Genomic DNA, 17885 nt, shown 5'->3' with positions numbered 1-17885 from the left:
TATGGCGTCGTTTGCAAGATTGATCCGCCTCACGATCGGTGCGTGGGCCTTTCTTCTGCTGGTCATCGCGTTACCGGCGCCATCAGTTGCCCAGCAGGTGAATCCGACCGCGAGTTCGGTCAAGGAGCAGCAGCTCCTGCAGGAGCTGAACCGGATCCAGGGCCGCGTCAGCATTCCCGACCAGCGCTCCGGCGTGCTCGTACAACCCGCCGGCCGCGATTGGCGGGAATTCCGTAATGTGACGCTGCGGTGGATCGGCGGCATCGCCATCCTGGGGATGCTGGCCGTGCTCGTGATCTTCTACCTCAGCCGCGGCATGGTCCGGCTCGAGAGCGGTCGCTCGGGGCGTACCATCGTGCGCTTCACGGCATTTGAGCGCTTCGTGCACTGGGTGACCGCGGCTTGTTTCATCGTTCTGGCGATCTCGGGACTGAACATCACGTTTGGTCGTCCGCTGCTCCTGCCACTCATTGGCTTCGAAGCGTTTTCCGAGTGGTCGCAATGGGCGAAATATGCGCACATTTATCTGAGCTTTCCGTTCACCATCGGGGTGGTCGTGATCTTCCTGATCTGGATTGCCGGTAACATCCCGAACAAGGTGGACATCGATTGGCTGAAGCGAGGCGGCGGCATCATCGGCCACGATCATCCACCGGCCTATCGGTTTAATGCTGGGCAGAAGGCGATTTACTGGATCGTCATCATCGGCGGCACTGCGGTTGCGGTAAGCGGCTATCTGCTGATGTTTCCGTTCTACCTGTCCGGGATCGAGGGCATGCAGTGGGCGCAGGTCGTTCACTCGATCGTGGCGGTGCTGTTCGTGGCGGCGATGCTGGCGCACATCTACATCGGCACCATCGGCATGGAAGGGGCCTTCGAGGCGATGGGCAGCGGCACGGTCGATGTCAATTGGGCCAAGGAGCATCACTCGCTCTGGGTCGAAGAAGAGCAGGCTCGCGCAGCCTCGGGCAGCGCGCCAAGGACCGCGGCGGCCGAATGAGCCGGCCGGGTCAAGATTCGAGGGAGTGCCATGAAAGTCTTTGTTGCGGCCCTGGTGTTCGCGGCGATTGTCGCGGCCGGAATGTCGATCGTGCTGAATTCCGTTCAGCGGCCGAGCTATGAGGCCTTCGCGACCGGCAGCGCCAGGGTGGGCAATCCTGGCCACAACCTTGTCGGTCCGGGTTAATCGGGGCTGGAGCGCCGCGTGAGCGCACCGGCTATATCTGTGGCGTGGCCGGTCGAAATCCGCCTGCCGAAGGATCGCCGCACTTTGCGGGTTGCCTTTGACGATGGCCGCACATTCGAGCTCTCCGCCGAATTGCTCCGGGTCACCAGCCCGTCCGCCGAAGTGCAGGGGCATTCCGAAGCCGAGCGCAAGACCGTGGGCGGCAAACGCAACATCACCATTCTTTCGGTCGATTCTGTCGGCAATTATGCCGTCAGGATAGGGTTCGACGACATGCACGCGACCGGCATCTACTCCTGGACGTTTCTGCGCGATCTCGGTGAGAATGCCGAACGGCGCTTTCAGGATTACCTCGACGACTTGCAGGCCAAGGGGCTCGACCGCGACAGGCCGGGCGTGCGCTGAGGGCCGAATGGCATCGAGGGATTCGGCGAAAGCTCCATGTCGAGACAGAGGCCGATCGGCGCTTCTGACCCTCGCGGCCGTGTTGATCGCGCTGCCGATCGGCGCAATGGCTGCCGTCGCCCAACTGCGCGGGCATGGCGGGCCGGTGCGCGCGCTGGCGATATCGGCCGACGGGCAAAGCGCGATCTCCAGCAGCTTCGATTCGACCGCGATCCGCTGGTCGCTGACGCGCAATGCGGCCGAGCAGGTGCTTCGCTTCCATTCCGACGCAGTCAACGCCGTCGCGCTGCTCGGCGAGGGACGCGCGGCGACCGCCGGCGCCGACGGTCGCATCGCCATCTGGACCTTTGGCAAGGCAGAGCCCGACGCGGTGCTCGAAGGCCACACCGCGCCGATCGTGGCGCTCACCGTATCGCCTGATGGTGCAACGCTCGCATCGGCCTCGTGGGATCACACGGTGCGGCTTTGGCCGCTCGCAGGCGGCACGCCGCGCGTGCTCGATGAGCATACGCAGAACGTCAACGGCGTGGCGTTCACCGCCGACGGCCGCGCTTTGGTCAGCGTCAGCTACGATCTCAGCGCTCGCATCTGGCCGCTGTCGGGAGCGCAAACCCCGACCGTCGTTCCGATGCCGACACCGCTCAACGCCGTGGCCGCAGGCAGTGATGGCGAAATCGCGGTCGGCGGCGCCGACGGCAAGGTTTATTTCCTGACCGTTGGCGGCGCGCGCGCCGGCGAGGTTGCGGCAGGACCAAGACCGGTGATCTCGATTGCGATTTCGCCGGACGGGTCGATGGTTGCTGCCGCGGGCATCGGCGGCGCGGTGGCGGTGATCGATCGCAAGACGCGCACGCTCGCGCGCACGCTGGTCGGCCCGGGCCTTCCGGTCTGGTCGGTGGCGTTCTTGCCGGACAGCCGCACGCTGCTCACGGGCGGCGCTGATAACATCATCCGACGCTGGAACGCCGCGACGGGCGAGCTGGTCGATCCGCTTCTTGTGGAAACGGCAGGAGATCCGCTCGCCGCCTATGCCGGCGATCGCGGCGCGGAGGTCTTTCGTGCCTGCGTCGCCTGCCATACGCTTGGTGCCGATCAGGCCAACCGCGCAGGGCCGACGCTTGCCGGCATCTTCGGCCGACGGATTGCAACCGCGCCCGGCTACAAATTTTCCGAAGCACTCAAGCGCCTCGACATCGTCTGGACGCCGGAGACGGTTTCCAAACTGTTCGAAGTCGGGCCGCAGGTCTACACGCCCGGCACCAAGATGCCAGAGCAGCGCATCGGCTCGGAGCAAGACCGCGCCGCGCTGGTCCAATTCCTCGAGCGGGCGACCAAGCGATAGGACTGATCGACTCGGCGACTCCGGTTTGTCAGGGCTTCGGGGGTGCTGAAAAGACCAGCGACATATCCTCAAATTCCTCGATTGGAAGTTTGTTGACGCCAGCGGCGGTCGACGTCTTCTTCAACGGTGCCACGCCGGTGGTTGCGGCAGAACGGTCACCGGAAATCGAGTAGGAATGCAAACTGGTTGCGACAGCGAGCAGAGCGACTGCCACGAATCCGGAAATCAACAGACGCTTCATGGAAAACTCCGTTGGCTCGATATGCAGTGTGACTTGCACCACCGCATTACGGCCAACGGTCACGCGCGAATGTGGCCTGGGTCACCTATCACGATCTTGTTTTTGCCGATCGGCGCCGGCCCTCGTGCGTCATGACGCGCGTCCGCATTTGCTAAACGTTTCCATCGGCGAATTACGCATATGGAAGGGAATCTGCCTACGGACAAGGGCGGCGACCGGTCCGCGGGTTGAGCGGACCCGTTGGCCGCCGCCTCAGGGCTTCGGGCAGGAACTCTTCGTCCGGAGCGGCAACGGCGCTGGAGCGAACGTCCGCCGCGGATTGGGCGCGTTCGTGCGGCGTCTGGTTCTCTTTGAACCTTCGCTTCACGTCGAGGCCATCAACGGGATCGTTGACGCCGTGCTGAATGTCTCTGAAGTCGTCCACAAAATCCTCCCCGACGTCCATCGATCCGCTCATTCGAAAAACGCGGACCGGAGAATCAGGTTCCTCCTGCGTCCATAAAGGCGCCGTTAAATTGAAGCACTAAGTGGAACCGGCGGTGCCACGCCCCATTGACTCCAGATGAAGCGAGATGGAGCGGCAGATGAGCGACAGCACCGTCAAGAAGGTATCCAGCAAAACCGCACCCAAGGGAACGATGGGTCAAACCTATCTCGTTTCCGGAAAACGCCTCTCGATGCGCTTATGGGAAAACGAACAGCCGCAAACCGACGTATCCGAACCGAGAGATTACGAAACCGTGGGCTATGTCGTGAAGGGACGCGCCGAACTTCTCATCGAGGGCCAGACGATAAAGCTGGAGCCGGGCGACTCCTGGCTGGTGCCTGCGCATGCCAAACACAGCTATCGCATTCTCGAGCCATTCACGGCCGTGGAAGCAACCGCACCGCCGGCGCAAGTGCATGGCCGCGACGAAGTAAATACGCGCTCAAACTGAATTTGGGAGAATGTAATGGGACTCGAAGCCGCGTATTTCATCTGCGCATTCGTGCTTCTTACCGCACTGATCTATGGGACGCTGAGCAATCATTATCGCAACAGGGCCGCGGCGCAGGCCGGCGATGAAATCGTTCGGCAGCGGTATCGAGAGAACCAGGGCTGAGGCGGGAAATCGATTCTCTCCAACGGACCGAATAGAAAGAATCCGGTGAGCCCGGATGAGCGGAAACCACATCCGGTTTTTCTCGGGCACCTATCCCGAATGTCGGTCGCTCATCCGCGCTACGATCTACCACATCACGGCACACTTTGGGGATCTTGGGCGCCGAGGGCGGTCTTGTTGCCGGCGTCGCGGCCGGGAACGCTGACATGAATCTCGTGCCCTTGCCGGAGTGCCAGCGACGCGGCAGCGACGGCTGCTTCGAAGGCCGCCTCCTTCGTATCATATCGGTGCGGCGCGTTTCCGTCGTGGAGGACCGTCCAGCCGTCCGGTTCGGAAACAATCATGTACTCGGCCAATCCCATCGAACCCTCCTTGCTGCCTCGCGAGGCCAACGTGGAGACCCGCTGCCGGGTTCCGTTCGCGTTGCCATTGGTAGGGCGTCACGCGCCCACGCTGTGCGGGGCTCCGGGCTAGGCTATCGTGAAGGATTGCTCAGGTTTTCGGGGGGCGCCCACGTTTGGCGAAAGTCAGGCCTTGCGTGTCGGCAGCCTTCTGAAGAAGACCTGCGCGCTTCAAAGCTTCGCTTCGTGCAGGACCATGAGGCATGGCCCGCGCTTGCTCCAGCGCCGCCAGCGCTTCCATATGCAAGTCCCGCTGGGGCCGATCTTCGGCCTTCCTTTTGTCCATCCAAAAAGATTAAGGGGCGGGAACATCGTCTGTCTGTACGATTTTAGACATTGGAACCCCAAGTCCACCGATTCGTCGGAACTAAATCCCGTGCTTTCCGCTTCCAATTCTGGAGGTGTCCAAATGAGCAAGGAAAAGCCCACCGATGATCCGCGTCAGCAGACCGACTGGGGATCGCACAAGCAAACTGACAAGCCTTGGAAGGAGAAGCCGGAGAAGGACCAACGGTCGTCGTCAAAAGTCGACTTGGAAAAATGGCATGAGACCAACACGCATTAGTCCGGCGCTGTGGGATGGACGGAGATGCTGCAGATGCTTGAAGAGAAACTGAAGGAAGCGATCGTTGCTGAGCTGAAACGGCAAGCGGCGAATAATCCGCAGTCGCTGAGCATCGAGGACTCCGATGGCCTCGTCGTCAACGGCAAGATCGATCTGGACGATCTGACGATGGTGATTGCGGGAGCTGTTGCCGGGGGACCGTGAGCGCTTCTGCTTACCTCTGCTTGACAAATCCCTCATGGTGAGGAGCGCCAACGGTCCGCGTAGCGCGGCCCGAGGACAGGCTCCGCGCGTCTCCGGACGATGCTCCGCCTCACCGGGCGAACCATCAGGCCCATCTGTGGCCTACACCTTCGAGACGCCCGTTCTGCGGGCTCCTTCGGAATAAGCCAAGTGCGCTCATTCCTGAGATGAGGGGTTTGAGCAGCTATGATGGAGTAGAACCAAGGCAGCCTCCCGCTGACAGGCTACACTAGGAACGGAGATTGCTGCCGGGCGTTCTCCCAAAAATGGTTGGACGCAAAGATGACGGAACCGCTGCCCCTGTTGATAGAGAGTTCGATTGAAATCGCCTGGGACTATCTCGAGCGTACGGGAGAGCTGGGCGATGCGATGGTGGCTGGCCGCTTCCTCAGCGACACGATCGAACTGATGGTGCGGCGTGGCGAGCGGCGGCGGCTGATGCTCGCCAACAAGGCCATCGCGGCCTATCAGCAATTCAGGCGGCAGCAGTCCGTGCCTCCGGTGCTCGCCTCGGCCTGATGACAGTTCCGTGTCCGTATCGGAACCCTTTGCGCCAGCGAAGGTTGAAGAGTCGCTTTCAACCAAAGGAGTTTCCCATGAAGAAAACGATCCTGGCTTGCGCCTGCGCCTTGTTGCTGTCGACTGGCAGCACGTTCGCGCAAATGCAGCCGGCTCCGGGCGGGGCAGCCCACGGCGACGTCGGCCCCGGCGCGACCAAGAGCATGACCAAAAACACCCACATGAAGAAGGGAACGACGACGGGCATGTCTAGCGGCAAAATGAAGACCCGCGGTTCATCCAGCCGCGCCCCGTCCAGCAGCGGCAATGTCGGACCTGGCACCAATAACAATGCCGGGCCGCAGCCCGGTGGCAAGTAGTCCTCCCTCTCGAATGCCGTTATCCGTGGATGGCGGCATTCGCATTGTCCCGGCTTGACCAGCCGGCAGGCTTAACGCTCGCCTCACGCCCGCTGCTCAGCGGCTTTCCGCCGAAGCTCCTCGATCATCTGCTGGGCGCCCGAACGAGTCAGCAATTCTCCGGATTTATCGGGAATATCAGCGGCATCGCAGAGGCGCTTGAGTTCTTTCCTCTGCTCTTCCGTCATCGGATCAGTATGGGCATTCAGGACCATGGCAACCTCCGTGATCTCAATTAACGTGGAGAATGGAAGCGCGTTCCGCGTCTATGCGTCGCGTATGGCGTGTGCACACGTTGCTCGTGCGGATTAGCTGGTGCTCGCTAAAGGTGGGCCAGAGGGATCGAAGTCCGATCAACAGCGTTTGAAATCCATGAAACTGGACGGCGAGACCGTGCGCATATGCGACGTCGAGACTGTTGCTCAGAATAAGGGCAAGCTGATCCGCGTGAGCTATGAGCAGCGCAGGCGTGACGGCGAGCAGCAACGGCGCCAGCGTGAGATTTACGATAACGGCAACTCGGCCGTCATTCTCCCCTACGATCCCGACCGCAAAACCGTGCTGCTCACCCGGCAATTGCGGCTGCCGATATTCCTGCAGGACGGCATCGAGGGCAGCGTGGAGGCGTGCGCCGGCAAGCTCGACGGCGAGGAGGCCGAACGGCGTATCGTGAAAGAAATGCAGGAAGAGCTCGGTTACAAGATCACGAAAGTACAGCGGTTGTTCGAGCTCTATGTGAGCCCCGCCGCGATCATGGAAAAGATCGTTTTCTTCACCTGCATTTACTCGCCGGCCAACAAAGTGTCCGACGGTGGCGGGCTCAAGGAGGAGGGGGAAGATGTCGAGGTGGTCGAGACGACCCTGGAGCAGGCTGCTGCGATGGTCTTAACTGGGGAGATCGTCGACGCAAAGACGGTCATTCTCGTTCAACATTTGAGCGATCGCATGCCGGCTATTGCGCCGGGCTAGACCGCGGCAGCCAGCGCCGGCTGCCGCATTCGCGGGCTTTCGCTACCTTCGTTTTACAGGAACGGCTTTCCACCGGTAACCGCAATCGTCGCGCCGGAGACGTAGCTGGAAAGCGGATCCGCCAGCATGACATAGGCCGTAGCCAGTTCGACAGGCTGGCCCGGACGCTTCATCGGAACCTGCTTGCCGAAATTCTCCACGGAGTCCTCAGGCAGGGTCGAGGGAATGAGCGGCGTCCAGATCGGCCCCGGCGCAACTGCATTGGCGCGAATGCCTTTCTCGGCCAGCATTTGCGCCAGCCCTGCGGTGAAATTGTGGATCGCTCCCTTGGTTGTCGCATAGGCCAGCAGGCTGGGGTTGGGCACATCCGAATTGATCGACGCGGTGTTGATGATGCAGCTTCCCGGTTTCATAAGAGGTACGGCCGCCTTGGTGAGGTAGAACATCGCGTGAATGTTGACTTTGAAGGTCAACTCCCATTCCTCGTCGCTGATATCCTCGATCGACTTGAAGCTGGCTTGATGAGCCGCGTTGTTGACGAGGATGTCGATGCCGCCGAACTCCGATACGGCTTTGGCGATGACTGCCCGGCAATGATGGGGGTGCTGGATGTCACCCGAAACGAGGATGGCCTCCCTGCCGGCTTCTGTCACCAGCCGTTCGGTTTCGCGAGCGTCGTCATGCTCCTCGAGATAGGAGATCAGGACGTCGGCTCCCTCCCGGGCGAACGCGATGGCGACCGCGCGGCCAATGCCGCTATCGCCTCCGGTGATGACTGCCTTCTTGCCGTTGAGCCGGCCGCTGCCTTTGTAAGAGGTTTCGCCGTGGTCGGGCAACGGATTCATCGCGCCGGTGGTGCCCGGCATCGGCTGGTGCTGGCTGGGAAAGGGTGGGCGCGGATAGTGCAGCATTGTATCTCTCTCCCTACAAAGGGGGCGCTGGCGCCGCAGCCTCGGTGCCGCGGCTAGGTGAGGCGGTGGAGGTTTCCCAACGGATTGAGGTCGCTGGGTTCCTTGTCCTCATCCTCGCTCTTGCGCTGTTCTGCCTTGGCTTCCTCTTGCAGCTTACCGTCGCCGACTACTTCGGCGATGACTTCCTTGGTCTTCCCCGCAACTCGGCGGGTCGTCCGTTTGATGGTACCCATAATCGTGACCTGCGCGGTGGTGAGGTCTGCTCCAGGTCAATGTCCGACCGCCGCCTTCGTTCCTGTGCGCAAGCAGGTTGTGGTGTCGCGCTCCTGATCGCAGCGGCCGCAGGAACGTTGCCATACGCATCAGCTTGATTAGTTCAGGAGAGAAGGTGATGCCACGATTTGCGCCAGGCGACCTGGATGCGCTGATCATCGGCGGCGGACCGGCCGGATTGACTTGCGCGATATACCTGGCGCGATACCGGCGCAAAGTCGTCGTCGTCGATAGCAGGGAAAGCCGGGCAGCGTTGATCCCCGCAACGCATAACTATCCGGGCTTTGCCGACGGAATTGCCGGCCCGAAATTGTTGGAAGCGCTCGCCGCGCAGGCAAAGACCTACGGTGTCGAGATCATCGCTGATCGGGTTACGGAGTTGCAGCTCGCCAGGAGCGGCTTCGAGGCGACATGCTCGCAAGGAAGCATCACGGCAGAACGGGCGGTGCTGGCAAGCGGATTGATTGATCGCGACCTCGGCAATCCCGATCTGCAACAGGCCATCGCCTACGGGTTGGTCCGTTACTGCCCGATATGCGACGGGTTCGAGGCAACAGACCTGCGCATCGGAGTGCTGGGCAGCGCCAATGACGCGGGTGCAAAGGCGCTGTTTTTGCGCACCTATTCCAGGCATGTCACGCTGCTGACGCTGGACGGCAAGTCCTGCGGCGAGCCGCTCTCTCGCGAGTTGTCGGAGGCGGGCATTCGCTTTCTTCCAACCCGCGCGGTGGCCTTTCGCAGGCAAGACAAGCAAATGATAGTATCTCTGAGCGATGCAACGGTCGAAGCATTCGACGTAATCTATCCGGTCCTGGGCTGCGAGGTGCGTTCCGAGTTGGGACGGAAGCTCGGTGCCCGCCATAACGACACCGGATGTCTCGAGGTCGATGCACATCAACGGACGAATGTGACGGGATTGTACGCCGTCGGAGATGCCGTTTCAGACCTGCACCAGATTGCGGTGGCAACAGGTCATGCCGCCGTCGCCGCTACCCACATCCACAACAGCCTACCGCGCAATTTCCGCTGACGGCAGCATGGGAAGCTTATGGTTGATCCTCGATGTCAACCTCGGCCAGCGGGCTTGTCGCGGGAGCGTTCAGCGCCGTCCCGTCGAATGCGAAGTGAGATCCGTGACAGGGGCAGTCCCAACATGTCTCGAAAGAATTCCAGTGCAAGTGGCAGCCGATATGCGTGCAAGCCGCCGAGCGGGTGTAGAGTTTTCCAGAGGAATCGCGATAGGCGGCGATCTTGTTGAGGCCTTGCCGTATGACGGCCCCGTGTCCGGTCTTTAAGTCGCTCACTGAGTTCAATTCTCCCGGCGCGAGATATTCGGCAAAACTCTTCACCGGGGTCACGTTCTCTTTAAGGAAGTTGCCGAGGGCGGCGGGGGTCTTCCGCGAGGGGGCGTAAACTTCGGTCCACTTGGCGTCGCGGCCCAGGATCAAAGCTGCATTGATCATGGCACCCGCCACCCCGTGCGTCATGCCCTGGCCGGAATCGCCGGTGTGCACGTAGATGTTGTTACTTCCCGGATTCTTGCCGATGAAACCCGCATAGTCGATGGTTTCGAGAACTTGTCCCGACCAGCGGTGGGTGACCTCCTGGGCCGCGGGGATGAGATTGCGCGTCCAGGCTTCGAGGGCCTGAAAACGCATCTCGGCATCGTCGGCTTCACCGCTCTTGTGATCTTCACCGCCGACGATGAGATAGTCGGTCCGATCTTCGCCCGGCTGCAGCCGCACATAATGGTACGGATCCAGCGTGTCCCAGTACAGGGCATCCGGAAGCGCGCCCTTCCGGATCGACAATGCCATTGCGTAAGTACGATAAGGCGCCATCTTGGTGTGCAGGGCAAATCGATCCACAATCGGCGAGTTGGTCGCCACGACCGCCGCGCGGGCAACGACCTTGCCGCCACCGGTTGAGACGACCACCTTGCCATCGTCACGCTCTTCGATGGACTCGACCACCGTGCCGGCGTGGAACGTCCCGCCCTTCGCTTCGATGATCGCGGCAAGCCCCTTAAGATATTTGAGAGGATGAAACGTACCCTGCCGCGGGTAGCGCAGCACGTGTTGTTGTTCGCAGTGGGAGAAGGGGACGCCGACCAGCCGATGGACGGGCGCGCCAACCTTGCGAGCGGCATCAAGCTCATCCTCGATGATTTTCGAATCCGTATTGAGCGCCTGAAAGAGGTAGCCGTCGAGCCGACGGAAATCGCAATCGATGGATTCCTTGTTCTGCACCGCTTCGATGCGATTGATCGCAGCCGCCTGGCTTTCATGGAACAGACGCGAAAGTACTTCGCCGCGCAGTCCGATCATTGCCGATATCAGATCGTCGCACGGTGAGCCGAGATGCGCCGTGGTTCGTGCCGTAATGCCGCCGGCGATATCACCGCGATCAATCACCATGACACGTGAGCCTTGGATCGCAAGTTCGTAGGCGGTGGAGATTCCTGCGATGCCGGAGCCAACGACAACGACGTCGCATTCCTTGTCGCCCTGCAACGGTGCTGCGTTGGGGGCGACCGCAACCTCCATCCATAGCGACCTGCTACGGCGATCGGCGAAATGGCTCATCCGCAAACTCGATAACCAGAGAAATTAGTCGAAAGGCCAACGGCAGATCGACGCCTTGGTTCCCCGGTTTCGCAGCGATCAGGCGCGTCACATTAGCTCGATGAGGCGCCGGGCATCGGCCGGCGCGGCGCTTTTCTGGTCATTATCGAAGTAGACGAACACGTCGCAGCCCTGCCTTTTCCAGGACTTGATGTGACCGATCCAATCGGCGAGGGCGGCCTCGCCATAGTGGTCCTTGTAGCGGCCTCCGGGCCCATGCCCACGGACATAGACGAAATCGGCGGTCCGCTTCCATGGCGCCGGCGCGTCATGATGATCGGAAATGCACAGCGAGATGTTTTGCTCGCGCAGCAGCCGGATGATCCTGGGCTCGTACCAGCTCGGATGCCTGAATTCGAAGCTGTACCGGCGCTTCTTCGAGAGCAGCTTGAAGAACGAGGCCAGCCGGTCGGCGTTGGCCTGGAAATTCGGTGGTAGCTGAAACAGCACCGGTCCCGCTTTCCTGCCGAGCAGGGAGAGGCGGCTTTCGAGCAGTTCGAGGCTGTTGACCGAATTCTCCGACAGCCGCTTCCAATGCGTGATGAATTTGGATGCCTTCCAGGCGAATACGAAATCGCTTCCGGTCTGCGCACGCCAGCCCTTTACTGCTTCCGGCGTAGGTGTCCGGTAAAACACCCCGTTCAATTCCGTAGTCGGGAATTGACCGGCGTAAAATTGCAATTGCTCCTTGAGCGGAAGTCCCTTGGGGAAGAATGGCCCGCGCCAGGAATCGTAGTGCCAACCCGATGTGCCGATCAGGACGCGCGGCATGGCATCACGGCTTCAAGACGAGCTTGGTGCAGCCGTTCTTCTCGTGCTCGCAGCAAACCTCGCCGTTGCGATGCCGCGCCAGCGCTTTCATTCCAAAGCCCTCCGTATCAGTTGATGATGAGAATGATCGGCGAGGCTGAGTTGTTCCGGCATCTGATCGGCGCGAGGAACGGGACGGCAGAGGCGACTGCAGAGAAGTGGCTGCAGCCATTCGAAAATGAGACCTGATTTAACATCAGGCGTGGTCCGGCGCATCTTCGAGGTCGTCCAGCTCCACGAGAAAGGCCAACAGCAGGTCTTCCTGCGGCTGCGCAGCATCCCGTGCGGCTTCCCGGTACATGGCGATTTCGTTCTCGGTCGAGCGTCGGGCCCGGAGCCGCGCCTTGCCATCCCATAGAGGTGCACCGTTCGACATCAGGCCGGCGATGTCCTCAAGCAGCCAATGCTCGTGGCAAAGCTGCTGGGATTCCCGCAAGTTCTTGGCTTCGAAAGCGAGGGTGGGTCTTCCGCCGATATCCAGGGTAAAAATCGCGGGCAGCAACGTCATCCAATTCAAGCCATATGTTTGATGAAGAGGCCGACGGCGCTGAAGGCCACAAGTACGCTGGACATCCCGATCCGTATCGCAATCCGCGTAAGGTTCATGCCGGTGGCCTGATGTTGTCTGTCAGGCGGTTCAGTTCTTCTGAATCGAGCGGATCTGCAACGAACCTGATTTCGGTGGCGTTACATTTAGTGCATTCGAAGGTTCGCTTTTCGGAACGGTCGGCGCCCAAGACAACGTTGGCCAACCGCATTCGAGTCAGACATCTGACGCAACGCGGACATTCGATGGGTAAGAGGGCGAGCATTTGGCTAACCTCGTTGCGGAGATTAACCTGCCGACGAGTTATCGTCTGTCGGATTCCTGACATATACCCTTGCGGCAACGCGGCGCGAAATGGAGGAGAATTTCCTGCACTGCGAAACGCGTCGAATCTGCCGTGGGGGTCGAAAGCGAGGTGCAATGGAACCATAAGAAGTATCGCTGATTGATACTGAGCTGTTGCGGGGAGCCGGCAACACAAAGAGAGGTGCCCGCAATGAAATATCTTGCATCGTGCCTTGCGCTTGTCCTCCTGGCGACGCCCACCATGGCCCAGTCCATCGGAGAGAAGACCGGGATAAATTCAACCTTCGGGATCACTCCGGCGACAGAAGATTTCGTGAAACAGGCTGCCATCAGCGACATGTTCGAGATCCAGTCCAGCCAGCTCGCGCAGGAGCGGGGCAATGCCGCCGAGAAATCCTTCGCCGTTACCATGATCAAAGATCACGAAAAGACGACAAGGGATTTGAAGTCCATGGTTTCGGGCGGAGAATTGAAGGCGACGCTACCGACCGAGCTCGACAGCGTGCACCAGAGCAAGATCGACAAGTTGAAATCGCTCAAAGGCGCCGACTTCAGCTCCCGCTACAACATCGATCAGGTCAGCGGCCACAAGGACGCAGTCTCGCTGTTCGAGCGCTACGCCAAGGGCGGGGATCATCCGAAATTGAAGGAGTGGGCGGACGGGATGCTTCCGACACTGCGCCATCATCTCGAAATGGCGCAGAATATGGCAGCAGGAAAGACCGTCGGAAAGCATTAGACGGCCGGTTGCTGACACGAATTGCACGGAACGCCGGCAGCGCGGGCGTCCCGTTGCGAAGTTGCGAACTGTTGAATAGTGAGGATGCAAGATGGCGAAGAAAGCAAAGAAGCGCAGATATTCGAAGGGCGCGTCGAAGAAAGTCGGCCGTGCCATGAAGAAGCGCAAATCCGGCACGCTGAAGAGCGGTCGATCCGGCAAAAAGGTAAAAAGCAGGAAGCAGGCGATCGCGATCGGCCTGTCCGAAGCCCGAAGGGAAGGCGCCAAGGTGCCCAAGAAATCTTCGAAGAAGCGTTCGAAGAAGTCGAAGACGTCGAAGAAGTCCTAGTCCGATCGGGCCAGATCGGAGGCCGGATATGCTACCATCCAATCGTCAAGCAGTTCATCCCCGGAATCGTCGAGCGCACGAGGTCGATAGCGCTCGGGGTTTCGGGACGGCGAGGTTTTTCGGTTTCGGGGGAACGTTGGTTTTCGTGTCATCGATCTTCGCCGCTCCGTCGGCGTCCCCCCGTCCGCCGGATGACCATTAGAACGGCGAGCGGTTGACCAGGGTTCCTGTCGCCCAGCGCAAAACCAACGAAAACGCCTCTCTAGGCCAGCGACGGCTGACCGTTGGAGGCGGAAACCCCGCCATCCACGGCTACATTGGCGCCAGTCACGAAACTTGCATCATCGCTGGCGAGAAACGCGATGACAGCGGCAACTTCGTGCGGCTCGCAAACCCGCCCGAGCGGAATTCGCTCCCGGAACTTAGCCAACAGTTGCTCGTCCTGCATCATGTCGGTCGTCATCCCGGTCCGGGTCAGGCTGGGACAGACGGAATTCACCCGAATGCCCTTCTGGCCGAGGTCCAGCGCCAGCGAGCGGGTCAGGTTCACGACGGCGCCCTTAGCGGCGTTATAGGGACCCGTTGCCCAGTCGCCCCCGGTTCCGGATACCGACGCCGTATTGACGATCGAGCCCCTCGTCTTCTCGAGATGGGGCAGGGCGGCGCGGCAGCCGAAGAAGACGCCGTCAAGGTCAGTGGCCATCACCCTGCGCCACTGTTCGTTGGTGATTTCGGAAGGGGCACCGCCTTCGTAGACGCCGGCATTGTTGACCAGGACGTGCAACTGTCCAAAGCGCTTCACCACGGTCGCGACCATGGCGTCGACGGCTTCGCTATCTGATACGTCGGCGAGGTGGGCCAAGGTGGATGGCGCCGGCAGATCCTTCGCGACATCTGCCAGCGGCATTTCGTTGCGATCCACAAGAGCGACACATGCGCCTTCGGACGAGAAGCGCCGCGCGGTGGCTTCGCCGATCCCGGAGGCAGCGCCGGTCACGATGACGACCTTGCCGTCAAAGCGCTTCATGGCCGCTCGTCTGCGACGGGATCATCCCGACCGCCTTTCCGCAGATCAAACCTGTGCATGCTGCCCGCCGGGTCGTGAAATTCGGCTCAACGCCGCGCCCGTCCCGTCGCCGCCTTGCACCAACGCGATATCGCCGAGCGCAATGATGCCGACGAGCCGCTTGTCGCGATTGAGTACGGGCAGCCGACGGACCTGGATGTCCCCCATGTTCGCGGTCACCTCGTCGAGGTCCTGATCCTCGTAGCAATACTTCACGTTGGCCGTCATCACGTCGCCGACCCGTCCCTCGGGGCCTCGTCCCATGCCGATACCGCGGATCGCGATGTCGCGGTCGGAGATCATGCCGACTAGGCGGTCGTTGTCGGTCACCGGCAGCAGCCCAACGCCGAGCGCCGCCATCGCCTGCGCGGCGTCCCTCAACGTATCATCGGGAGTGCAGAGTTGAACCTCGGGTGTCATCGCATCGGAAACTTTCATGTGAGCCTCTCCGTTTGCCGGTCGATTCACCCGCTAACAGACACGTCGCATCGCTGTTCCAGTGGAGCACATGAAATATTCCGACGCCGGTGGAGAGACCTCAGATGAGCCCGAAGTCTCTCCTCGATTGTCTACCAGCGGTCACTATCCACGCCAACGCCCACACTTACGCCGGGTGCACGGAAGCCGACGCCGGCCCGCGGCTCATCCCAATCGCGATAATGACGACGCTCGATATATCGCTCGCGTGGCGCATAGGCATAAGAATCGCGGACGATCACGCGGCTGCCGCCGCGGGTGCGATAACAGCGTCCGTTATCGTCACAGACCATACGGACCTGCTGTATCAGGTCGGAGTTCGAATATTCGCTGGTGGTGTAGACGTCAGACGCATTTGCACTGCCGGTCAGGAGCGCGCCCGCGCCGGCCAGCAGGCCGATTGCGATCTTCCTCATAAGTTCCTCCTCGTTCGAACGCTGCCCGCGGGCTCAAAGCGTCGCACCCACTTTGGTTCCGGTAGCTAAAGCAATGAGGAGGAAGTTCCGGTCGACACATTGACCGGAACAGCGCGCAGCCACGCAGAGTTATTCCACCGGTAAAGACATAATCTTCCAAGAACGGAACAAGGAGTGGAACATGAAACAAAGCCTGCTAGGCGGCATCTTCCAAGAACGGAACAAGGAGTGGAACATGAAACAAAGCCTGCTAGGCGGCGCCATCGCCGCACTGATGCTGGGCACAAGCGCATTCGCGCAATCGCCGAGTGATCAGCAGAGAACCAACACACCGGCAGCGCAAAGCCAGTCTCCCAAGGCGGCGCCATCACCTGCGACACCGCAAAATAACCAAAGCGACAAGTCGGACGCGCAGAAACCGCCGACCAATGCCACCGCCGATTCGCCACGTCCGCAGGCCCAGTCAAACCAGCCTGGCACGGCGCCTCAGAATCAGTCCGGCACGGCGTCTCAGTCTGGCGCGGCGTCGCAGGCGAGATCCGACGGCAGTTCAGCCAACCCACCTGCGCAGCATCAGCAGGCTCAGCAACCATCGCAGCAGCCATCGCAGGCGCAATCTGCCCAACCGGGCTCGTCATCACAGCCTTCGCAGGCGCAGACCAATACATCGCCGCCGGCTAATAACCAGTCGACAAGCACGCAGCAATCAACGGGTCCGGCCAATGCGACTAACGATGCGACGAAGAGCGGATCTGCCCAGCCTTCGACCAATACGGCGGCTCAGCCTTCGAACACGCAGACCAACACCGCGCAGTCGCAGACAAACGTCAACGTCTCGGCCAATCTGACGGAAAATCAGCGTACCCGCGTGAGCACATCCATCAGTCGGCTGAACGTCAAGCCCGTGACCAACGTCAACTTCTCATTGTCGGTGGGCACGGTCGTCCCGCGCGGTGTGCATTTCGAGCCGCTGCCGGCTGAAGTTGTCGAGGTGATGCCGCAATACCGCGGCTACAACTTCATCCTGGTCCGCGAGGACATCGTGATCGTCGACCCCTCGACCTACAAGATCGTCGACGTGCTGCCGCGCGGAGGCCAATCGACCGCGGCGGCCCCGGCACCGCGCAAGCAGACCTTCTCGGATAGCGACAGGGATGTTGTCCGCAAGCACGCGCGCTCGTCGAGGACGGAGCAGCGTTCGAACAGAACCGAGCAGCGCACCACGGGCAGCGCCACTTCCACGCGCGTGCGCGTCGGGGACCGCCTGCCGGATTCGGTCGAGATCAGATCATTCCCGGATGAGGTATATCGGGAATCTCCACGGCTGCGTGAGTATCGCTACATCGAGCGGGACGATCGGACCTATATCATCGAACCTAGCGAACGCCGGATCATCGAGGAGATCGAAGACTGATGTGTAAGGAAGGCGAGGAGAGGCGGCCTGAAGGCCGCTTCTCTTGTCGCTCGCACCACTTCCGTTCCGCAGGCGAACTACCCGGCGCTTCATGCGTTAGGCCGCATGGAGCACCGATAATGACCACTGAACCGAAGCCCCGCATTTCCCACAACACGCTCGTTCTCATCGGCGATGGCCAAAAGGCCCTCTTTCTACGCAACAAAGGCACCCCGCAGCAGCTCAATCTGCAGGTGGAGCATGTGCTTGAGCAGGAAAATCCGGCAACGCGCGAGCAGGGAACCGATCGTCCCGGGCGGTCCGTCCAGAGTGTCGGTGCGGCGCGAAGCGCAATGGAGCAAGCCGATTGGCATTATATCGCCGAAGAGCGGTTCGCCGGCGTCATTGCCGACGCGCTCTATCGTCTGGCACACGGTAATCGCTTCGACAAATTAGTTGTCGTTGCCCCGGCGAAAGTTCTGGGCAATCTCCGACAGGCTTATCATGCCGAAGTGGCAGAGCGGATTGTAGGCGAAATTCCGAAGCAATTAACTTCCCACCCGATACCCGATATCGAAAGGCTGATGGCGGCGTAGCCGCTTGCGGCCGCATCTCGCGACGGC

28 protein-coding genes are annotated in these 17885 nt (G+C 60.8%); 16 read left to right on the top strand and 12 right to left on the bottom strand.

Annotation, left to right across the window (positions count from 1 at the left end):
• Window position 1 precedes the first annotated feature (1 nt).
• The 4 genes from HCN58_RS06800 (at window position 2) to HCN58_RS06785 (ending at window position 2933) form a co-directional block, all read left to right on the top strand.
• Window positions 2-1000: a formate dehydrogenase subunit gamma gene (locus HCN58_RS06800; RefSeq protein WP_171578554.1), complete on the top strand. Its 999-nt coding sequence runs from the start codon at window positions 2-4 to the stop codon at window positions 998-1000.
• Window positions 1001-1030: 30 nt separating this feature from the next.
• Window positions 1031-1186 (top strand): hypothetical protein, encoded by a 156-nt coding sequence (locus tag HCN58_RS06795; protein ID WP_171578553.1) that lies wholly within the window; start codon window positions 1031-1033, stop codon window positions 1184-1186.
• Between the two features lie 33 nt (window positions 1187-1219).
• Window positions 1220-1591 carry a gamma-butyrobetaine hydroxylase family protein gene (locus HCN58_RS06790; RefSeq protein ID WP_171578666.1) on the top strand — a complete coding sequence of 124 codons (372 nt, stop codon included), beginning with the start codon at window positions 1220-1222 and terminating at the stop codon, window positions 1589-1591.
• A gap of 106 nt (window positions 1592-1697) precedes the next feature.
• Complete coding sequence (locus HCN58_RS06785) at window positions 1698-2933, top strand: c-type cytochrome (RefSeq protein ID WP_235983418.1); 1236 nt, start codon at window positions 1698-1700, stop codon at window positions 2931-2933.
• Between the two features lie 28 nt (window positions 2934-2961).
• On the opposite strand, the gene HCN58_RS06780 is transcribed toward HCN58_RS06785, so the two are convergent.
• Window positions 2962-3174, bottom strand: coding sequence for a hypothetical protein (locus HCN58_RS06780; protein ID WP_171578551.1), 213 nt, complete (start codon window positions 3172-3174; stop codon window positions 2962-2964).
• Window positions 3175-3370: 196 nt separating this feature from the next.
• Complete coding sequence (locus HCN58_RS06775; RefSeq protein WP_210265881.1) at window positions 3371-3619, bottom strand: hypothetical protein; 249 nt, start codon at window positions 3617-3619, stop codon at window positions 3371-3373.
• Between the two features lie 139 nt (window positions 3620-3758).
• Between HCN58_RS06775 and HCN58_RS06770 the strand changes: the two genes are divergently transcribed.
• Window positions 3759-4112 carry a cupin domain-containing protein gene (locus HCN58_RS06770; RefSeq protein ID WP_171578550.1) on the top strand — a complete coding sequence of 118 codons (354 nt, stop codon included), beginning with the start codon at window positions 3759-3761 and terminating at the stop codon, window positions 4110-4112.
• A 15-nt stretch (window positions 4113-4127) separates the two neighbouring features.
• The gene (locus HCN58_RS06765; protein ID WP_171578549.1) at window positions 4128-4277 is read left to right on the top strand and encodes a hypothetical protein; all 150 of its coding nucleotides are present in this window, start codon (window positions 4128-4130) and stop codon (window positions 4275-4277) included.
• A gap of 134 nt (window positions 4278-4411) precedes the next feature.
• On the opposite strand, the gene HCN58_RS06760 is transcribed toward HCN58_RS06765, so the two are convergent.
• Entirely contained in the window at window positions 4412-4639 is a 228-nt protein-coding gene (locus HCN58_RS06760; RefSeq protein ID WP_171578548.1) for a DUF2188 domain-containing protein, read from the bottom strand.
• Window positions 4640-5087: 448 nt separating this feature from the next.
• Between HCN58_RS06760 and HCN58_RS06755 the strand changes: the two genes are divergently transcribed.
• The 4 genes from HCN58_RS06755 (at window position 5088) to HCN58_RS06740 (ending at window position 6364) form a co-directional block, all read left to right on the top strand.
• Entirely contained in the window at window positions 5088-5243 is a 156-nt protein-coding gene (locus HCN58_RS06755) for a hypothetical protein (RefSeq protein ID WP_171578547.1), read from the top strand.
• Between the two features lie 24 nt (window positions 5244-5267).
• Window positions 5268-5447, top strand: coding sequence for a hypothetical protein (locus HCN58_RS06750; protein ID WP_171578015.1), 180 nt, complete (start codon window positions 5268-5270; stop codon window positions 5445-5447).
• Between the two features lie 321 nt (window positions 5448-5768).
• Entirely contained in the window at window positions 5769-6005 is a 237-nt protein-coding gene (locus tag HCN58_RS06745; protein ID WP_171578546.1) for a hypothetical protein, read from the top strand.
• A gap of 77 nt (window positions 6006-6082) precedes the next feature.
• Window positions 6083-6364, top strand: a complete 282-nt coding sequence (locus HCN58_RS06740) for a hypothetical protein (protein ID WP_171578545.1) — start codon at window positions 6083-6085, stop codon at window positions 6362-6364.
• 83 nt (window positions 6365-6447) lie between these two features.
• Here the strand turns inward: HCN58_RS06740 and HCN58_RS06735 are convergent, their stop codons facing one another.
• On the bottom strand, window positions 6448-6618 hold the full coding sequence (locus tag HCN58_RS06735) for a DUF3072 domain-containing protein (protein WP_171578544.1): 171 nt from the start codon (window positions 6616-6618) through the stop codon (window positions 6448-6450).
• A 100-nt stretch (window positions 6619-6718) separates the two neighbouring features.
• On the opposite strand from HCN58_RS06735, the gene HCN58_RS06730 reads away from it, so the two are divergent.
• Complete coding sequence (locus tag HCN58_RS06730) at window positions 6719-7372, top strand: NUDIX domain-containing protein (RefSeq protein ID WP_171578543.1); 654 nt, start codon at window positions 6719-6721, stop codon at window positions 7370-7372.
• A gap of 53 nt (window positions 7373-7425) precedes the next feature.
• On the opposite strand, the gene HCN58_RS06725 is transcribed toward HCN58_RS06730, so the two are convergent.
• Window positions 7426-8283, bottom strand: a complete 858-nt coding sequence (locus HCN58_RS06725; RefSeq protein ID WP_171578542.1) for an SDR family oxidoreductase — start codon at window positions 8281-8283, stop codon at window positions 7426-7428.
• 53 nt (window positions 8284-8336) lie between these two features.
• A complete protein-coding gene (locus HCN58_RS35285) occupies window positions 8337-8516 on the bottom strand; it encodes a CsbD family protein (RefSeq protein ID WP_210265880.1) in 180 nt (59 codons plus the stop codon).
• 158 nt (window positions 8517-8674) lie between these two features.
• Between HCN58_RS35285 and HCN58_RS06715 the strand changes: the two genes are divergently transcribed.
• The gene (locus HCN58_RS06715; protein WP_171578541.1) at window positions 8675-9586 is read left to right on the top strand and encodes an NAD(P)/FAD-dependent oxidoreductase; all 912 of its coding nucleotides are present in this window, start codon (window positions 8675-8677) and stop codon (window positions 9584-9586) included.
• Between the two features lie 16 nt (window positions 9587-9602).
• Here the strand turns inward: HCN58_RS06715 and HCN58_RS06710 are convergent, their stop codons facing one another.
• The 3 genes from HCN58_RS06710 to HCN58_RS06700 all read right to left on the bottom strand — a co-directional run bounded on the left by HCN58_RS06710 (window position 9603) and on the right by HCN58_RS06700 (window position 12498).
• Complete coding sequence (locus HCN58_RS06710) at window positions 9603-11141, bottom strand: FAD-dependent oxidoreductase (protein ID WP_171578540.1); 1539 nt, start codon at window positions 11139-11141, stop codon at window positions 9603-9605.
• An 87-nt stretch (window positions 11142-11228) separates the two neighbouring features.
• Complete coding sequence (locus tag HCN58_RS06705) at window positions 11229-11951, bottom strand: DUF72 domain-containing protein (RefSeq protein WP_171578539.1); 723 nt, start codon at window positions 11949-11951, stop codon at window positions 11229-11231.
• Between the two features lie 235 nt (window positions 11952-12186).
• A complete protein-coding gene (locus tag HCN58_RS06700) occupies window positions 12187-12498 on the bottom strand; it encodes a hypothetical protein (RefSeq protein ID WP_171578538.1) in 312 nt (103 codons plus the stop codon).
• 535 nt (window positions 12499-13033) lie between these two features.
• Between HCN58_RS06700 and HCN58_RS06695 the strand changes: the two genes are divergently transcribed.
• Together HCN58_RS06695 and HCN58_RS06690 are read left to right on the top strand one after the other, a co-directional pair.
• On the top strand, window positions 13034-13582 hold the full coding sequence (locus HCN58_RS06695) for a DUF4142 domain-containing protein (RefSeq protein WP_171578537.1): 549 nt from the start codon (window positions 13034-13036) through the stop codon (window positions 13580-13582).
• A gap of 91 nt (window positions 13583-13673) precedes the next feature.
• The gene (locus tag HCN58_RS06690; RefSeq protein WP_171578536.1) at window positions 13674-13910 is read left to right on the top strand and encodes a DUF6496 domain-containing protein; all 237 of its coding nucleotides are present in this window, start codon (window positions 13674-13676) and stop codon (window positions 13908-13910) included.
• Between the two features lie 262 nt (window positions 13911-14172).
• Here the strand turns inward: HCN58_RS06690 and budC are convergent, their stop codons facing one another.
• The 3 genes from budC to HCN58_RS06675 form a co-directional block, all read right to left on the bottom strand.
• On the bottom strand, window positions 14173-14937 hold the full coding sequence (gene budC, locus HCN58_RS06685; RefSeq protein ID WP_171578535.1) for a meso-2,3-butanediol dehydrogenase: 765 nt from the start codon (window positions 14935-14937) through the stop codon (window positions 14173-14175).
• Window positions 14938-14982: 45 nt separating this feature from the next.
• Window positions 14983-15414, bottom strand: coding sequence for a CBS domain-containing protein (locus HCN58_RS06680; RefSeq protein WP_171578534.1), 432 nt, complete (start codon window positions 15412-15414; stop codon window positions 14983-14985).
• A 131-nt stretch (window positions 15415-15545) separates the two neighbouring features.
• On the bottom strand, window positions 15546-15869 hold the full coding sequence (locus HCN58_RS06675; protein ID WP_171578533.1) for a hypothetical protein: 324 nt from the start codon (window positions 15867-15869) through the stop codon (window positions 15546-15548).
• Window positions 15870-16050: 181 nt separating this feature from the next.
• On the opposite strand from HCN58_RS06675, the gene HCN58_RS06670 reads away from it, so the two are divergent.
• On the top strand, window positions 16051-17283 hold the full coding sequence (locus HCN58_RS06670) for a DUF1236 domain-containing protein (RefSeq protein ID WP_235983416.1): 1233 nt from the start codon (window positions 16051-16053) through the stop codon (window positions 17281-17283).
• Window positions 17284-17402: 119 nt separating this feature from the next.
• Entirely contained in the window at window positions 17403-17858 is a 456-nt protein-coding gene (locus HCN58_RS06665; RefSeq protein ID WP_171578532.1) for a host attachment family protein, read from the top strand.
• Window positions 17859-17885 lie beyond the last annotated feature (27 nt).

It is taken from the genome of Bradyrhizobium australiense (assembly GCF_013114825.1).
In the GTDB taxonomy this organism is placed as follows: domain Bacteria; phylum Pseudomonadota; class Alphaproteobacteria; order Rhizobiales; family Xanthobacteraceae; genus Bradyrhizobium; species Bradyrhizobium australiense.
Note: the sequence above shows the minus strand (reverse complement) of the source record. Positions and strands in the feature narration are given on the sequence as shown.

What these genes read in the sequence shown, in the direction of transcription:
- HCN58_RS06800 (WP_171578554.1), top strand. Translation starts at nt 2, where the DNA reads ATGGCGTCGTTTGCAAGATTGATCCGCCTCACGATCGGTGCGTGGGCC.
- HCN58_RS06795 (WP_171578553.1), top strand. Translation starts at nt 1,031, where the DNA reads ATGAAAGTCTTTGTTGCGGCCCTGGTGTTCGCGGCGATTGTCGCGGCC.
- HCN58_RS06785 (WP_235983418.1), top strand. Translation starts at nt 1,698, where the DNA reads ATGGCTGCCGTCGCCCAACTGCGCGGGCATGGCGGGCCGGTGCGCGCG.
- HCN58_RS06780 (WP_171578551.1), bottom strand. Translation starts at nt 3,174, where the DNA reads ATGAAGCGTCTGTTGATTTCCGGATTCGTGGCAGTCGCTCTGCTCGCT.
- HCN58_RS06775 (WP_210265881.1), bottom strand. Translation starts at nt 3,619, where the DNA reads ATGGACGTCGGGGAGGATTTTGTGGACGACTTCAGAGACATTCAGCAC.
- HCN58_RS06770 (WP_171578550.1), top strand. Translation starts at nt 3,759, where the DNA reads ATGAGCGACAGCACCGTCAAGAAGGTATCCAGCAAAACCGCACCCAAG.
- HCN58_RS06765 (WP_171578549.1), top strand. Translation starts at nt 4,128, where the DNA reads ATGGGACTCGAAGCCGCGTATTTCATCTGCGCATTCGTGCTTCTTACC.
- HCN58_RS06760 (WP_171578548.1), bottom strand. Translation starts at nt 4,639, where the DNA reads ATGGGATTGGCCGAGTACATGATTGTTTCCGAACCGGACGGCTGGACG.
- HCN58_RS06755 (WP_171578547.1), top strand. Translation starts at nt 5,088, where the DNA reads ATGAGCAAGGAAAAGCCCACCGATGATCCGCGTCAGCAGACCGACTGG.
- HCN58_RS06750 (WP_171578015.1), top strand. Translation starts at nt 5,268, where the DNA reads ATGCTGCAGATGCTTGAAGAGAAACTGAAGGAAGCGATCGTTGCTGAG.
- HCN58_RS06745 (WP_171578546.1), top strand. Translation starts at nt 5,769, where the DNA reads ATGACGGAACCGCTGCCCCTGTTGATAGAGAGTTCGATTGAAATCGCC.
- HCN58_RS06740 (WP_171578545.1), top strand. Translation starts at nt 6,083, where the DNA reads ATGAAGAAAACGATCCTGGCTTGCGCCTGCGCCTTGTTGCTGTCGACT.
- HCN58_RS06735 (WP_171578544.1), bottom strand. Translation starts at nt 6,618, where the DNA reads ATGGTCCTGAATGCCCATACTGATCCGATGACGGAAGAGCAGAGGAAA.
- HCN58_RS06725 (WP_171578542.1), bottom strand. Translation starts at nt 8,283, where the DNA reads ATGCTGCACTATCCGCGCCCACCCTTTCCCAGCCAGCACCAGCCGATG.
- HCN58_RS35285 (WP_210265880.1), bottom strand. Translation starts at nt 8,516, where the DNA reads ATGGGTACCATCAAACGGACGACCCGCCGAGTTGCGGGGAAGACCAAG.
- HCN58_RS06715 (WP_171578541.1), top strand. Translation starts at nt 8,675, where the DNA reads ATGCCACGATTTGCGCCAGGCGACCTGGATGCGCTGATCATCGGCGGC.
- HCN58_RS06710 (WP_171578540.1), bottom strand. Translation starts at nt 11,141, where the DNA reads ATGAGCCATTTCGCCGATCGCCGTAGCAGGTCGCTATGGATGGAGGTT.
- HCN58_RS06705 (WP_171578539.1), bottom strand. Translation starts at nt 11,951, where the DNA reads ATGCCGCGCGTCCTGATCGGCACATCGGGTTGGCACTACGATTCCTGG.
- HCN58_RS06700 (WP_171578538.1), bottom strand. Translation starts at nt 12,498, where the DNA reads ATGACGTTGCTGCCCGCGATTTTTACCCTGGATATCGGCGGAAGACCC.
- HCN58_RS06695 (WP_171578537.1), top strand. Translation starts at nt 13,034, where the DNA reads ATGAAATATCTTGCATCGTGCCTTGCGCTTGTCCTCCTGGCGACGCCC.
- HCN58_RS06690 (WP_171578536.1), top strand. Translation starts at nt 13,674, where the DNA reads ATGGCGAAGAAAGCAAAGAAGCGCAGATATTCGAAGGGCGCGTCGAAG.
- budC (WP_171578535.1), bottom strand. Translation starts at nt 14,937, where the DNA reads ATGAAGCGCTTTGACGGCAAGGTCGTCATCGTGACCGGCGCTGCCTCC.
- HCN58_RS06680 (WP_171578534.1), bottom strand. Translation starts at nt 15,414, where the DNA reads ATGAAAGTTTCCGATGCGATGACACCCGAGGTTCAACTCTGCACTCCC.
- HCN58_RS06675 (WP_171578533.1), bottom strand. Translation starts at nt 15,869, where the DNA reads ATGAGGAAGATCGCAATCGGCCTGCTGGCCGGCGCGGGCGCGCTCCTG.
- HCN58_RS06670 (WP_235983416.1), top strand. Translation starts at nt 16,051, where the DNA reads ATGAAACAAAGCCTGCTAGGCGGCATCTTCCAAGAACGGAACAAGGAG.
- HCN58_RS06665 (WP_171578532.1), top strand. Translation starts at nt 17,403, where the DNA reads ATGACCACTGAACCGAAGCCCCGCATTTCCCACAACACGCTCGTTCTC.